The sequence below is a fragment of the Methylococcus sp. S1M genome, assembly GCF_051295855.1.
GTDB lineage: Bacteria > Pseudomonadota > Gammaproteobacteria > Methylococcales > Methylococcaceae > Methylococcus > Methylococcus capsulatus.
In genome coordinates this window covers 232,660-247,356 of the sequence record NZ_JBPDXO010000001.1, presented here as the reverse complement: position 1 = coordinate 247,356, position 14,697 = coordinate 232,660, and the positions used below count along the sequence as shown (strand labels likewise).

Annotated in this window: 8 protein-coding genes; 4 read left to right on the top strand and 4 right to left on the bottom strand. The window is 66.3% G+C overall.

Annotated features, from left to right (window positions below; all coding sequences use genetic code 11):
- Positions 1 to 177: 177 nt before the first annotated feature.
- Positions 178 to 2,319: a penicillin-binding protein 1C gene (gene pbpC / locus ACSHWJ_RS01045; RefSeq protein WP_432539171.1), complete on the top strand. Its 2,142-nt coding sequence runs from the start codon at positions 178 to 180 to the stop codon at positions 2,317 to 2,319.
- Between the two features lie 6 nt (positions 2,320 to 2,325).
- Here pbpC and ACSHWJ_RS01040 read toward each other — a convergent pair whose 3' ends face one another.
- From ACSHWJ_RS01040 to ACSHWJ_RS01030, 3 genes are read right to left on the bottom strand one after another with little or no spacing between them, the layout of a single operon-like run.
- A complete protein-coding gene (locus ACSHWJ_RS01040) occupies positions 2,326 to 2,901 on the bottom strand; it encodes a DUF4136 domain-containing protein (RefSeq protein WP_432539170.1) in 576 nt (191 codons plus the stop codon).
- A 14-nt stretch (positions 2,902 to 2,915) separates the two neighbouring features.
- Positions 2,916 to 4,268: a GH1 family beta-glucosidase gene (locus ACSHWJ_RS01035; protein ID WP_010960845.1), complete on the bottom strand. Its 1,353-nt coding sequence runs from the start codon at positions 4,266 to 4,268 to the stop codon at positions 2,916 to 2,918.
- A gap of 27 nt (positions 4,269 to 4,295) precedes the next feature.
- Entirely contained in the window at positions 4,296 to 8,534 is a 4,239-nt protein-coding gene (locus ACSHWJ_RS01030) for a DEAD/DEAH box helicase (RefSeq protein ID WP_432539169.1), read from the bottom strand.
- A 175-nt stretch (positions 8,535 to 8,709) separates the two neighbouring features.
- On the opposite strand from ACSHWJ_RS01030, the gene ACSHWJ_RS01025 reads away from it, so the two are divergent.
- The 3 genes from ACSHWJ_RS01025 to ACSHWJ_RS01015 all read left to right on the top strand — a co-directional run bounded on the left by ACSHWJ_RS01025 (position 8,710) and on the right by ACSHWJ_RS01015 (position 12,159).
- Positions 8,710 to 9,903, top strand: a complete 1,194-nt coding sequence (locus ACSHWJ_RS01025) for an ammonium transporter (RefSeq protein ID WP_432539168.1) — start codon at positions 8,710 to 8,712, stop codon at positions 9,901 to 9,903.
- Between the two features lie 499 nt (positions 9,904 to 10,402).
- Positions 10,403 to 11,821, top strand: a complete 1,419-nt coding sequence (locus ACSHWJ_RS01020) for a sensor domain-containing diguanylate cyclase (protein WP_017365300.1) — start codon at positions 10,403 to 10,405, stop codon at positions 11,819 to 11,821.
- Between the two features lie 2 nt (positions 11,822 to 11,823).
- A complete protein-coding gene (locus ACSHWJ_RS01015) occupies positions 11,824 to 12,159 on the top strand; it encodes a hypothetical protein (RefSeq protein ID WP_432539167.1) in 336 nt (111 codons plus the stop codon).
- A gap of 1 nt (position 12,160) precedes the next feature.
- On the opposite strand, the gene ACSHWJ_RS01010 is transcribed toward ACSHWJ_RS01015, so the two are convergent.
- The gene (locus tag ACSHWJ_RS01010) at positions 12,161 to 14,512 is read right to left on the bottom strand and encodes a fatty acid cis/trans isomerase (RefSeq protein WP_218797768.1); all 2,352 of its coding nucleotides are present in this window, start codon (positions 14,510 to 14,512) and stop codon (positions 12,161 to 12,163) included.
- Between the last annotated feature and the right edge of the window lie 185 nt (positions 14,513 to 14,697).

Here is a 14,697-nt window from a genome sequence, read left to right as displayed (position 1 = left end):
AAGCGCGGTCGGTGTGAAAACACGGCCGGTGCCATCCCGTGCGCGACGACGGCCGCGGCCGGCTCGGGACGGCCGGACCGACCGCCAGGACAGGCCTTCGCTTCCTCATGCAAGGTATCGGTGAGACCGACACCCGTATCCTTGTGGGTCCCGGCGCCGGCCTGATACTGTTGGCCCATGTCTGGTCGATCCTCCAGCATCAAACCTTGGGGAGCGGGTGTCGCCCTGCTGCTGTTCGCGGCGGGCGGCGCCGTTTTCTGGAGCCTGCCTCGATCCGCCATCCCGGAATTCCGCTCCGTCCGGGCCGAATGGATTCCATCGGACGCCTACCTGCTGGACCGCAACGGCGAGGTCATCCACGAGCAGCGGGTGGATTTTTCCGCCCGACGCAGCCCTTGGATGCCCTTGCGCACGTTCTCGCCCGCTCTGGTGAAAGCCATCCTCGCGGCGGAAGACCGGCGATTCCACGATCATGGGGGCGTGGACTGGCGGGCCATGGCCGTGGCGGCATGGGAAACGCTCGGCGGACGCAAGCGCGGCGCCAGCACGATCACCATGCAGCTTACTGCCCTGTTGGACCAGCGGCTGGCCAGGCATGGCGGCGGGCGTTCCGTCCGGCAGAAGCTCGGCCAAATCGGAGCGGCACGGAAGCTGGAGCATCGTTGGAGCAAGGACGAGATTCTCGAAGCCTATCTCAACCGGGTCCGGTTCCGTGGCGAACTGGAAGGCGTGCCGGCCACCGCCCTGGGGCTGTTCGGCAAAGAGGCTTCCGGTCTGGATGAGGCCGAGTCGGTACTGCTCGCAGCCATCCTTCCTTCCCCCAATGTCGGGGCTGCCCGAATCGCCCGTCGGGCATGCGCCATCGCCAAGGCCGCCGCCTTCCCGCTTGACTGCGGCGACCTGGAACGGCGGGCGGAGATGGCTCTGAGCCATGTCGAGCGCCCGCCGCCGCCAATCGCGCTGGCGCCGCACCTCGCCCGCCAATCGCTGAAAAAACGTGGTGAGAAGGTCAGGACCACGCTCAGCGCGCCCATCCAGCGCCGCGCCATTCAGGCGCTGGAACAACAGCTTCGGGGGCTCAAAGGCCGCAATGTCCGCGACGGGGCCGCCCTGGTCGTGGACAACCACGGGGGCGAAGTGCTCGCCTACGTGGGATCGGCGGGTCCAGACAGCCGCGCGCGCCAAGTCGATGGCGTCCGCGCCCGGCGCCAAGCCGGCTCCACCCTCAAACCCTTCCTTTATGCGCTGGCGCTGGAAAAGCGCTATCTCACCGCCGCCTCCATCTTGGACGACTCGCCGCTCGACCTGGAAACCCGCACCGGCCTTTACGTCCCGCAGAACTACGACCGCGACTTCAAAGGCCGGGTCAGCGTCCGCACCGCGCTGGCCGCCTCACTCAACATTCCCGCCATCCGCACGCTGATCCTGGTCGGCCTGGAGCCCTTCCACGAACGGCTTTGGAACCTCGGCTACCGGGGGCTGACCCAGGACGGCGAGTATTACGGCTATTCGCTGGCCCTGGGTTCGGGGGAAGTCAGCCTATGGGAGCAGGTCAATGCCTTCCGTACCCTCGCCAACGGTGGCCTCACATCGCCGTTACACTGGCTGGCGGACGATGCCCCCGGTGAACCCCGCCCTCTCATCGACCCACGCGCTGCCTACATCGTGGGAAGCATCCTCAGCGATCGCTCCAGCCGCGCCCTCAGTTTCGGTTTGGACAATCCGCTTACCACCCGCTACTGGAGCGCGGTCAAGACCGGCACCAGCAAGAACATGCGCGACAACTGGTGCATCGGCTACAGCGAGCATTACACCGTGGGCGTGTGGGTGGGTAATTTCGAAGGCGATGCCATGCATGAGGTGTCCGGCGTCACCGGCGCCGCCCCGGCCTGGCTGGAGATCATGAACGGCCTGCATGCAGACCTTCCGAGCCGGCCGCCCGCGCCGCCGGAAGGCGTGATCGGGCGCCGCATCCGTTATGCCGACGCCCTGGAACCCGAACGTGAAGAATGGTTCGTCGCCGGCACCGAGCTTGCGGAAGTGACGGCTCCGGAGGCGCCGACGCCCCGGATAGAAACGCCCGCCGACGGCATGATCATCGCCCTCGACCCCGACATCCCTGCCCGCAACCAGAAACTCATCCTCCGGGCAAGGCCGGCCCGGGCGGGCATGTCCTTCCTCCTCGATGGCAGGCCGGTCGGCCCTGCGGAGACTCCCGTGAAATGGCCACCGGAGCCCGGCGGCCATGTGCTGAAACTCATGGACGATCGGGGGAGAACGCTGGACCTGGTGAAGTTCCAGGTCCGGGGTATGCGCTGACACAAACTATCGCCCCGGCGGAAACGCCTGAAACGCTCGTTCGACGGCTTCCCTGATTTCCGTCCGTTGGACGTCGGGGGCGTAGCCGAAGTCCCCGGCGTCCTCCACGCTGGCATGCCAGACCACGCGGCGGCTGCTGCCGTCGACGACCACCAGATCCAACTTCGCCTTTTCATGGGACGAGCCGTAAGGATCGATACTGGGTGGCAGAGCCCGTCCTTCCGGTGCCTTCGGCGCGGGCACGGCGTGCATGCCGGGATAGAACAGACCGACCGCGCCCCACTCGCTGCCCGACCGCGAGCGACGGTCGATCTTCCATTCGCCGAACGACCAGCCGACCAGGAAATCGGCCCCGGTTCCGCGCCGGGTGTAGCCTTTGGCCGCCAGCAACGGTTCCAGCGTGTCCTTCATCAGGGTATCGAGCCGGAGCCTGTCGGCAGCCGCCTTGTCGGAACCGGGCATCTCGGCGTAGCTCCAGGTCTTGGTCCCGCCGAAGTGGTAATTTTCGTCGAACCCGATTTTCAATCCCGGTCCAGCGCAGGCGGCCAGCAGCATGGCACCCATCGCAAACGTTGGTTTCATCCCGGCCTCCCTCGTCAATAGTCCCGATCCAGGACGGCACCGTTGGTCTGGGCCACTTCGGCGTAAAACCCGGCGCTGGCTTTGGGGATACGCCGCTGGGTCAGGGGATCGACCTGCACCAGACCGAAACGCCTGGCGTAACCGTAGGTCCATTCGAAATTATCGAGCAGCGACCAAGCGAAATAGCCCCGGACGTCCACCCCTTGGGCGATGGCCTCGTGCAGCGCGCGCAGATGGCTGCGGTAATAGGCGATGCGGCGCGTGTCGTCGATCCGGCCATTCTCTCCCTCAGGATCGGCGAAGGCCGCGCCGTTTTCGGTGATGTAGAGAGGGATGTCCCCGTAGCGGGCCTTGACCCACGCCAAGACGTCCTTCAGCCCTTGCGGATAGACCTCCCAGCCCATCTCGGTATGCTCGACGCCGCGCTGGGGCACGGCGGTTACCTCGAGCGGCCCGCCCGACGGATCGTGTCGGACTACGGCGCGGGTGTAGTAGTTGATGCCCAGGTAATCGATGGGCTCCTGGATCACGCGCAGGTCTTCGCTCTCGAAGCTGGGCCAGTGGAGAGCGGAAATTTCCGCCAGCTCGTCGGGATAGGCACCGTGCAAGACCGGATCGAGATACTGGCGATTCATGTAGGCGTGGGCGCGCTCGGCGGCGGCCCGGTCGTCCCGGCTGTCGGTCAGGGCATATTTGGGCTCGAGATTGACCACCAGTCCGATCTGCCCCCGGCCGTCGGCGCGAAACGCCTGTACGGCCAAGGCGTGGGCCCGCAGCAGGTTGTGCGTGACCCAGGGCGCATCCTTCAGGGACCTGTGACCCGGAGGATGTACGCCCGAGACATAACCCGCGTCCATGATGACCCAGGGCTCGTTCAGCGTCGCCCACAAATCGATCTCGTTGCCCAGCGCTCTGATGACGGTGTGCGCATAATCGGCGAACCAGCCCGCGCTGTCGCGGTTCGCCCAGCCGCCGAGGTCCTCCAGCGCCGCCGGCAGGTCCCAGTGATGGAGCGTCGCCATCGGCCGGATACCGTGCTCCAGCAGGGTCTCGACCAGCGCCTGATAATGGGCGATTCCGCGCCAATTGATCCTGCCCTTCCCTTCCGGGAAAATCCGGCTCCAGGCGATCGAGAACCGGTAAGCCGAAAGCCCCAGCGCCTTCATGAGCGCAACGTCTTCCCGGAAACGCCGGTAGTGGTCGCAGGCGGTGTCACCGGTGTCGCCGTTGAGGATGCGCCCCGGCTGGCGGCAGAACCGGTGCCAGTTGCTCGGTCCCGCACCGTCGGCCAGGGGCGAGCCTTCGACTTGGTAGGCTGAAGTGGCCGCGCCCCAGAGGAATCGCTCTGGAAACTCGTATCTGCTCATGCAACGTCCTGTCTGTGGAAAAGGCGATTATCGCCGCCTGCCCAGGTAAGCCCGCAAGCCCGGCGCCACGGCCGGGCGCGCCAATGCCTGACGCGGGTCGATGGGACCGCTTCCGTCGGCGAGGTACACCACGCCCCGTGCCGTTGCCACCGCCACCGGCACGCCGTCCCGCAGCACCAGCCGCTTGCCGCTGTTGGCGGCGATGCGCTCACCGGGCAGCACGGTGCCGGCGAGGTTGAGCGGATCGGCCCCGTCGACGGAGACGATGATGCCTTCGGGTGCCTCTTTCCGGATCTTGCGCAGAGACTCGACGGCCTCCCGCAGGGCGAACTGCTCACCGTAGCGTCCGGCGACGAACCGCCCGCCGAGGATCTCCCCCCGCGCCTCCAGCCGCCGGAACACCCGCACCAGATCCAGCCAGGACGGCACGGCCGGCTCCCGCTCTAGCAGGCTGCGGAACACCACCCCGTAACGCTTGAGCAAGACCCGCGCAGCGTGTTCGATCCGGTCCGGGTGCATCCCGGCGACCGGCACCAGACTCCAGCGTCCGGCCTCCTCGATTCCGGTCACACCGCGGTAGCGTCGTTTGCGCTGCTCCGGCATCAACAGCGCCCGTAGCCCCAAGAAACCGTCCGAGGTCACCCGCCCTTTCGCCGCGAGTTCGCTCAGGGCTTCTTCCGCCTGTGTCTTGAGCAGCCCGCTCGATGCCACCAGTTCATCGAAGAACTGCGCGCCATGCCTTTCCAGGCTCTCGGCCAAGCGGGCCGCAGTACCCGAAATCCCGCCGGCCACCGCAGCCGACCAGCGGCACTGATGGCTGCGCGGCAACAGGACCAGAGGCGCGACCCGCAGCGATCCGCCACCGGAACCTTCGCACACCAGCCGCCGCCAGGTGATCCGGCCGGAAACGCAGAGCGTATCCAGCCAAACCGGGTCGTAATCCACGACCCGCGCCGGCAGTATCTCCCCCTCCCAGGCGGCGGCGGTGGCCTGAAAGCCTTCGAGCTGCTCCAGCACCAGGGCGAGGCCGTCCTTGCCCCGGACCTTCGCCGCCGGATGCACATGCTGCCAGTGCAGGAGGAAACGCATGAAATCGGCGGCCGTGACCGGCTCGACCGCCTGCCGCAGGCGGCCCAGGGTGTAGCGGTGGATACGCGCCAGGATGCTGCGCTCGCACCATTCGGTCTCGCCCGATCCCGGAGTGAAGGCGCCCCGCAACACCGTGCCTTCGCTTTCCAGGGCACACAAGGCCGCTCCGAGCGTCCCGGCTGCCAGCCCGGTCTCGGCGACGAGCCGCGCCACGGTCACCGGCCCCGTTACGCCGAGACGGGCGCGGAGAACCTCGACCAGGGCCGGCCCGGATTCCCAGAGCTCGGCATCCAGGGCCGGCGGCAAACTCAGCGCCGGTTCGGTCGCGGTGTCGGGATAGACGGCCCGGAACTGCGGCCAGCGTTCGGCGGCGAGCCACAATCCCGCGCCGCCCCGGGACAGACGGGCGGCGCGGCCGGTAGCCGCGAGTTCCGCCAGGAAGCGCATCCAGCCGTTTTGGGCGACCTCCTGCACCGTGACGTAACCCGAGACGCTCAGCGCGTCGTGTACCTCTTCCACCGCCCCGCCCTGCGGCCCGATCTCGTCGAGGACGCGGGCGATCGCCGCCGCGTCGAGCCGGCCCAGGTCGTCGGCGGCACGGGGCTCCAGCCAGCGGCGCATGGCCACCGCACGGGTACGCCGCTCTTCCAGCGGCGCACCGTCGAGAAAGGTGTAGACCTTGGAATTGACGATCTCGGCGGCCAGCGGCGAAGGCTCGTTCAGGTCGCGACATTCGACCCGGATCGTCCCCTCGCGGATGCCGCGGATCACCTCGATCAGCCGCTCCAGGTCCATGGCCTCGGTCAGGCAATCGTGCACGGTCTGCTTGACCAGGGGATGATCGGGAACTTCGCGGTCGCCGACGATGTTTTCGAAACAGGCGAGCTGGTCCGGGAACACGCAGGTGACCAGGTCTTCTGCCTGCATCCGCAGCAAATAGGGCGGGGTCTTGCCGCCCCCTTGGAACCGCTTGAGCGCCAGGGCACATACCGCATTCCAGCGCCAGCGCACTTTGAACATCGGCGCATCGAGCAGGGCCTGGACCAGGAGGGGCCGCACCGTGTCCGGGCCCAGAAACCGTTTGACTTCTTCCAACGCGAAGCTCTGTGCCACGCCGAGCGACAGGATCAGCGCGTTTTCGGTCGCCGCCGCCTGCAGCTCGAAATTGAAGGTGCGGCAGAAACGTTTGCGCAGCGCCAGACCCCAGGCGCGGTTGACCCGGCTGCCGAAGGGCGCGTGGATGATGAACTGCATGCCGCCGGATTCGTCGAAGAAGCGCTCGAACACCACCGTGTCGAAGGTCGGCAGCACGCACAGCACCGCCTTCGCGGCGGCCAGGTAGTTGACCGCCTGTTCCACCGCCCGCGGCGCCAGCGCCAGTTCGGCGGCCAGCTCTGCGGTGACTTTCTCCGGCGCCATCCGCTCCAGAGCGTCTCCGATCCGCGCGCGCAGGCGCGACACCGCCAGCGAAAGCTCGTACGAGCGGCCCGGCGCCTCGCCGAACCAGAAGGGAATGCTGGGCGGGATGCCGGCAGCATCCTCCACCCGCAGCGCACCCCCTTCCAGCCGCAGAACACGCCAGCTCGTATTGCCGAGCTGGAACACATCGCCCGCCATGCTCTCGATGGCGAAATCCTCGTCCACGCTGCCAACCACCTCCCCGCCGGGCTCGACGACCACCCGGTATTCGGCATTGTCGGGAATGGCGCCGCCGCAGGTGACCGCGGTCACCCGTGCGCCTTTGCGCGGCCGCAGCCGGCCGTGGATGCGGTCGCGGTGCACATAGGCCCCGCGGATGCCGCGGCGGGTACTGTAGCCCTCCGCCAGCATGGCGACTACGGCGTCGAAATCGGCGCGCCCGAGATCCCGGTACGGATAGGCGCCGCGCACGGCATCGTAGAGCTCGTCCTCGCCCCATTCCTCGCAGGCCACCATGGCGACGATCTGTTGCGCCAGCACATCCAACGGCCGAACCGGGATGGGAATGCGGTCGAGTTCACCCCGGCGCAGTGCATCCGCCAGCGCGAGGCAGTCGATCAGATCGTCACGGCTGGTCGGGAACAACCGGCCTTTGGGCAGTCCGCCAGCGTAATGGCCGGAACGGCCCACCCGCTGCAGGAAGGCGGCGATGGTCCCGGTCGCCCCGAACTGGCAGACCAAGTCGATGTCACCGATGTCGATACCCAACTCCAGCGACGCCGTCGCCACCAGAGCCTTCAGCCGGCCGGCCTTGAGCCGGGTTTCCGCCTCCAACCGCTGCTCCTTGGACAGGCTGCCGTGATGCGAGGTGACGCCTTCCTCGCCGATCCGTTCGGCCAGAGCGCGCGCCAGCCGCTCCGCCAGGCGGCGGGTGTTCACGAACACCAGGGTGGTACGGTGCTGGCGAACCAGTTGCGCCATGCGGTCGTAGACTTGCCCGGCTGCCTCGTTCGACAGCACGGCCTCCAGCGGGAAATCCGGCAGCTCGATGTCCAGATCCAGCCGCCGCCGGTGGCCCTCGTCCACGACCACACAGTCGCCGCGCCCGCCGGTGAGAAAACGCGCGACTTCCTCGACGGGACGCTGAGTGGCCGACAGCCCGATGCGTCGCATGCTTCGCCCGGTGAGTCTTTCGAGTCGCTCCAACGACAGCGCCAGATGCGACCCGCGCTTGCTGCCCAGGACGGCGTGGATCTCGTCGACGATCACCGTCCGCACCGTCCCCAGCATCCGCCGCCCGCCGGCGCTGGTCAGCAGGATGTAGATGGATTCCGGCGTAGTGACCAGAATGTGCGGCGGCTGACGGGTCATGGCGGTACGCTCGGTGGCAGGCGTATCGCCGGTGCGGACCCGGGAGCGGATCGTCAGCGCGGTCCGGCCGGATTCGAACAGCATCCGCTGTATACCTTCCAGCGGCAACTGCAGGTTCTTGTGGATGTCATTGCTCAAGGCCTTGAGCGGCGAAATGTAAAGGATACGGGTTTCGTCCGGCAGGCCGACCACCTCCCCTTCCCGCACCAGCTCGTCGATCACCGCCAGGAATGCCGCCAGGGTCTTGCCCGAACCGGTGGGCGCGGCCACCAGCACGTTATGGCCGCCCTGCACCGCGGCCCAGGCCCGGGTCTGAGCAGGTGTCGGTGTGCCGATGGCCGCCTCGAACCAGGAACCGACGATGGGATGGAAGCCCTCTATCGACATCTATTTGCACCAACTGATGACACAGCCGTCACGGGTCGCACCATTACGAGTCAGACGAATCCTGCCCCACGGTCGACAGGTCGCGCCAAAACAAGGCACTGGCGCCGTGAGCCACGATGGCTCGCAATTTGCCTTCGCAAAGATACCAAAGAAATACCGCGATTTAGGGAAAAGAATGACAAAAAGTGCTGACGTCCTGTTCGTCCTGCTCGGCGCCATCATGGTGCTGGCCATGCATGCCGGCTTCGCCTTTCTCGAAGTCGGCACGGTACGGCGCAAGAACCAAGTCAACGCGCTGGTCAAGATCCTCAGCGATTTTGCGATGTCCACCATCGCCTATTTTTTCATCGGCTATGAGCTCGCCTATGGCGTCGATTTCTTCGACAGCGCCCTGGCGCTCACGGTGGACAACGGTTACGGCCTGGTCAAGTTCTTTTTCCTCCTGACCTTCGCCGCCGCCATCCCGGCCATTGTCTCCGGCGGCATCGCCGAACGTTCGAAGTTCAATCCCCAGCTCGCCGCGACCTTCCTGCTGGTCGGCTTCGTCTACCCGCTGTTCGAAGGCATCGCCTGGAATTCCAATCTCGGCTTCCAGGGTTGGCTGCAAACTCGTTTCGGCGCGCAGTTCCATGATTTCGCCGGGTCCGTCGTGGTCCATGCCGTCGGCGGCTGGATCGGCCTGGCCGCGGTGCTGCTGCTGGGACCGCGGCGCGGACGCTACCACCGCGACGGCATGATCGCCGCCCACCCGCCGTCCAGCATCCCCTTCCTTGCGCTGGGCGCCTGGATCCTCACCGTCGGCTGGTTCGGCTTCAACGTCATGTCCGCGCAGAATCTCAACGGCATCAGTGGCCTAGTCGCCGTCAACTCGCTCATGGCCATGGTCGGGGGCACCCTCGCCGCCCTGCTCGCTGGCCGCAACGATCCCGGCTTCGTCCACAACGGCCCCCTGGCCGGTCTGGTCGCCGTCTGCGCCGGCTCCGACCTGATGCACCCCATGGGTGCCCTGGCCGTCGGCGCAGTCGCCGGCTTCCTGTTCGTCTACCTGTTCACCCTGACCCAGAACCGCTGGAAAATCGACGACGTGCTCGGCGTCTGGCCCTTACACGGCCTCTGCGGCGCCTGGGGCGGCATCGCCGCCGGCATATTCGGCCAAAGCGCGTTGGGGGGCATCGGCGGCATCAGTTTCATGGCGCAGGTCCTCGGGACGGGGCTCGGAGTGGCAATTGCCTTGGCGGGGGGTCTCGCGGTCTACGGCGCCGCGAAAACGCTGATCGGTCTGCGCCTGACACCGGAAGAGGAATTCGACGGCGCGGATTTGACGCTGCACAGGATTTCGTCCAGCCCGGAGAAGGAAGCGGGCTGGTGACCTCCCGCGGGAAAAGGCGGTCGTAGACGGATGAAACACCGTCACGGCCCCCATGCGGGTCGGTCCCGCCACGTTCCCCCCTTCCTCCTCTGCCATGCATCCCTGTGATCCGGCCATGGCCGAGATGTCATCGACCCCGTCCGGGACACCACGGGTCTTGGACGGCACTCCGGATTCAGGGTGGATGACGGGACAGGTCGATGATGCCCGCCATGGCGGCGATGTTCATTTCCCGTGACAGCGGCACCGCCGCCGCAGCCGCCGACGATTCCATCGGACGGTGGGAACCGTAACCTTCGGTTGGGTCGAGCGATGGGCAGGCGAGATAGAGGTGTCGGCGAGAAGCCAGCCGGGACCGATCTGGGTCGGGATGGGTTGCTTTCGGTCTCCTCCGGTCTTGACGCGACCCACACTCCTTCGGTACCCCTATCGACGACCCGGCACCGGCTGGGGGTATCCTTCTTGCCAATATTCGCCGATCATCTGCCGGCCCGTCACGATGCGCATCGAATTACAGAATCTAACCGTCGCCCTGGCCTTTGCCGCGGCCGGGTTCGGCACCTCGGCGCTGCTTGCGGGCTACAGCTTTTTCCCCTCGCCTTTCTGGCCGCCGGCCGGCATTGCGCTGGCGGCAGCGTTGCTGAGCGGTAACCGGGCATGGCCCGGGATCTTCGCCGGGGCCTTCTTCGTCAATTGGCGACTGTTCGGCCTGCCGCTCCCGCTGGCGACGGCCATATCCCTGGTCAACGTCGCCACCCCGGTCCTCGGTGCCCTCCTCGTCCGATGGACGACTCGCTCCAAACAACCGTTCTTCCGACTGCGCCACGTGGTCTGCTTCATCGTCTTTGGCGCGCTGGTGCCGGCGTGCCTGGCCGCTTCCACCGGGGTTGCGCTGGCGGTCGCCTCCGGCCTCGTTCCGCCGCAGGGCATCGACAGCGCTTGGTGGCGCTGGACGCTTTCAGAGGCGGGGGGCATTTTTCTCCTGGGACCCACGCTGATCCTGTGGTGCAGTGTCCGCCGGCGCCAACGGCAGCCGGGAAACTTCTGGGAGGCATTCACCGTGGCAGCCGCGACGCTGTCCTTCGCCGCGGCGGTGTTTTTGGGCATCCGTGCCTCCGTGCATCCGTTCGAAGGACTTCCTTACCTGCTGTTTGCACCGGTGCTGTGGCTGACGGTGCGCTGTTCCCTGCAGGCAGCCACCGCGCTGTTGTCCGCCGTGGCACTCATCGCGATCGGGGGGACGCTGCTGGGGCTCGGACCGTTCCATCTCTTGGGCAGCACTCAACCCCTCCTGAACGTGGGCTTGCTGCTGGTCGTCCTGGGAACCTCCACGCTGGCCATGGGGGCGCTGGTCAGCGAACGCCGCGCCGCCGAGGAAAAATTGCGGCGAATGAACGAAACCCTGGAACGACGGGTGGCCAGGCGCACGGAGGAGCTGCACTATCGCGCCACCCGCGACGGCCTCACCGGGATGGCCAACCGCGCTTATTTCTTCGAGCGGGGGGAAGCGATGCTCGCCGAAGCGCAGGATACCGGCCGCCCCCTGGCGGCACTGCTCATCGACGTCGATGGCCTGAAAGTCATCAACGACAGCTATGGCCATCACATGGGCGATTCCGCCATCTCCCGTGTCGCGGGAGCCTGCCGAGCCGTGTTGCGGAAGGACGACCTGGGGGGCCGGATCGGCGGTGACGAATTCGCCGCGCTCCTGCCGGATACGGATGAAGCCGGGGCCCGCGGGGTGAGCGCCAGGATCGCCGACGCGTTGCGATCGGCTTCGACCGAGGGACTGGAAGTCGGGGCCAGCATAGGCGTGGCAGTGAGCGAATCATCGGACGGCGGGCTGGATGCCCTGCTGCGCCGGGCCGATGCCGCCATGTATGCGGAGAAACAAAGCCGTTCCGGCGGGGGGAGGTAGCGATGCCCCAGCCCCATGCCGGCCGTCGCACGCTCCGCCTGGCCTGCAGGGTGGAGTTTGCCGGGTGTCCGGCGATCAGCGGTAACACACGGGACCTGTCGCCCGTGGATGTCTCTCTGCAAAGCGCCGCCTTGCTGACACCGGGTCCACGCCGCCCCAGGCCGGGAGACCGGGGCGTACTCACCCTCACCATCCGTGGTCCCGGCCTGCCCAACGCCTTGCTGAAAATTCCCTGCCGCGTGGCCTTCGTCAACGGCAACATCCTCAATTTGCAGATCACGACCGCGGGCCTGGACACCCGCCAGCAGGAAACCTTCGATCTGCTGTTCCAACGCTGAGCTAACGGTTTTCGAGGCGATTGAAATCGAACAGGGATGCCTCCACCGGGTCGGCCTTGCGGAAGGCTTCGTGCACCGCGTCGCTGTGCGCCCAAAACCGCGGATCGGTGCGGCGGACCGCGAAACGGGCGGCGAACTCCGCATAATCCTGCTCCGACCGGAGACGGCCGAGTTGGTCGATGAAAGCCGCCAGACGGTTGCTCCGGAGCCGGTAGAAAGCGTTCGGATAGGCGCCGATGAATCCGCGCGCCACCAGCAGGGTGTCTTCGTCCGGCAGGCGCCGGTCTTCCTCAAAAAACAGCTCGGAAATGTTGCTGTGGGCGCTGTTACGGATCAGGGTGTAATGGCGGTCGACACCGTCCTCGCCCTGGACGGTCAGGAAACTGGATTCGGGCAGGATGGAGAGCATCCTGCCCCGCAGACCCGAGAGTGTTTTCAACAGACCGGCGTTCGGATCGTCCTGCGTGCTTTGGGCATACTCGTGACGGTGATCCAGCACCGGCGCCAGATGGGCTTTCCAAAGGCCGAACAGTTCCGTCAAGGGATCGCCGGTCCGGTATTCGACACCCGTGCGCTGGGTGAAATAGGCTTTGCTGCCGTTCAGGTAGGTCTTGACTTCATCCCCGGCGCCGCGGTACCAGAAATCGCGCACCGCGTTGCGGTCGCCGGCCGGCAACAGGGCCAGGAAGTTCATCTCGCCCTCCATCCGCAGAAAATCCATGTACAGCCGGGCCTCCAACTGGTGCGCGGTGTTGCCGTAGACGTCGAAGCCCGCCACCAGCAGGTAATGGATGCGCTCCAGCAAGGTGTAACCCATGATTAAAGCCGTCTGCGGCCGATCGCCGAGCAGCCCCTTGACGACGCTGGCACTGTCGAAATGGCGGAACACGGTGAGGGCGGCGTTCGGGTTGTAGCCGTCACCATCCCACAGCATGGACAGGCTCGGGCTATTGCGGCCGGTGAAGCGCCGGTTCACCAGTTCCGATTTGCGCCGCAGGTAATCGGTCTGTCCGCGCGAATACAGCAGCCATTTGGTGAGCAGCGCATTGCTCTGCTGTTCCGTCGGCAGACCGACTTCCTTCAGTACGTCGGCCAGGAACGCGGAGGTCTCGTTGAATACCGGGTTGTCGGGATGGATGAACCCGATCCAAAAGTGATCGTTGATCACGTTGAGCGCCACCTGCCCCCGGCACACCGGTCCCTTGATGAAATTCATGATGGTGAACTGCGCCTCGTCCAGCAGCAGGCGATAGCGCGAGCGCACCGGAATCTGCTCGAAAGTGATGAACGGATTCGCCGAGACCTTCGGTTCGTAGGACGGCAGCGCCTTGACGGTGTAGGGCTCATCCAGGAACCAGGTCTTGATACGCGCCATGCGTGCCGTGTTGAGGGCGTAGGGCATGTGGGTCTTGGAGACCAGGGCCGGGCGATGCGGCCGCAGGCGATAGTAGACCCGCGCTACGCCCGGATCGTCGTAGGGGCGGCGGGTCGCGATGGCATCGATGGGCTGGCCCGGCGCGGTGCGGGAGCGGACGAGTTCGAAGTAGCCGCCCGGCGGAAGCTCGTCGAAATACAAGTGGGCCAGAAACCAGTGTTCGTACAGGTAGCGGCTCATCAAGCGCATCTTGGGATCGGCGCCGTTGAGGAATGCCTCCCAGCGGCTGATCTGGTCGCGCTCCGCCGCGGAGAGGGCAGGCTCCGGAGCGGCGGGAGCGCCGCCTTCCAGCCACGCCATGAGCGTGCGGTTTTCCCGCTCGGAGAGCGGCGGCAGACCATAAGGCATGCCCCATTCCGGATGCTCGGCTTCGAAATCGCCGATCTCTTCGATGGCAGGACACTGCTGGCTGCGGTCCAAGGAAAAATCGTAGCGATCCCGGGGCAGCAGGCCATAGGAGGGGAACTCGAACCGGCGCTTGAGTGCCAAGAGATTCGCCATCACGCCCGCCTCACGGTTGGCCTCGGTGGTGGAGTTGCGCTCGTTGAGCACGGGATGGAATCCTTTGCTTCGCCATTCGGCCGTACTGCGGGCGTCCAAAAACAAACGGGTGGGATCGGCCGCGAGCAGGCGGGCGGCATCGTAGACCTGCTCGCCGTTGGCGCCGCGCGTCACCCCTTCATAGCTGCCAAGTTGCAACTGGCAGGGCGCATCGTAGCAGGCATGGCAAACCACGCAGCGGCTGTCCAGGATGGGTTTGACATCGCGCCGGTACTCGACGGGAAGTGCCGCCGTGCTCCGGGGCCGATCGAAACGGCGGGGGTCGGGTGCGCCATAGCGCTGATCCAGCCGATATTGGCCATAGACGGCACAGCCCCCAACGAGGGTGAGAAGGAAAAGCGCGATGAAGGGACGCATTCAGAAATCTCCAGAAGCAAGGCAAGACGCTGCGGCGGCTGCGCCGGGGGGCGCCCCCGGCTAAGGTAGCAAATACACCGCCGCGGAGCGAACGCGGCTTGGTTTGCCCCTTGCGATCCACTATCCTCCGCCGGAAGCGGTTACGCCACCGTACCCAGCAGCCGAATTCGGAAATATCCCCCGCA

What these genes read in the sequence shown, in the direction of transcription:
- pbpC (WP_432539171.1), top strand. Translation starts at nt 178, where the DNA reads ATGTCTGGTCGATCCTCCAGCATCAAACCTTGGGGAGCGGGTGTCGCC.
- ACSHWJ_RS01040 (WP_432539170.1), bottom strand. Translation starts at nt 2,901, where the DNA reads ATGAAACCAACGTTTGCGATGGGTGCCATGCTGCTGGCCGCCTGCGCT.
- ACSHWJ_RS01035 (WP_010960845.1), bottom strand. Translation starts at nt 4,268, where the DNA reads ATGAGCAGATACGAGTTTCCAGAGCGATTCCTCTGGGGCGCGGCCACT.
- ACSHWJ_RS01030 (WP_432539169.1), bottom strand. Translation starts at nt 8,534, where the DNA reads ATGTCGATAGAGGGCTTCCATCCCATCGTCGGTTCCTGGTTCGAGGCG.
- ACSHWJ_RS01025 (WP_432539168.1), top strand. Translation starts at nt 8,710, where the DNA reads ATGACAAAAAGTGCTGACGTCCTGTTCGTCCTGCTCGGCGCCATCATG.
- ACSHWJ_RS01020 (WP_017365300.1), top strand. Translation starts at nt 10,403, where the DNA reads ATGCGCATCGAATTACAGAATCTAACCGTCGCCCTGGCCTTTGCCGCG.
- ACSHWJ_RS01015 (WP_432539167.1), top strand. Translation starts at nt 11,824, where the DNA reads ATGCCCCAGCCCCATGCCGGCCGTCGCACGCTCCGCCTGGCCTGCAGG.
- ACSHWJ_RS01010 (WP_218797768.1), bottom strand. Translation starts at nt 14,512, where the DNA reads ATGCGTCCCTTCATCGCGCTTTTCCTTCTCACCCTCGTTGGGGGCTGT.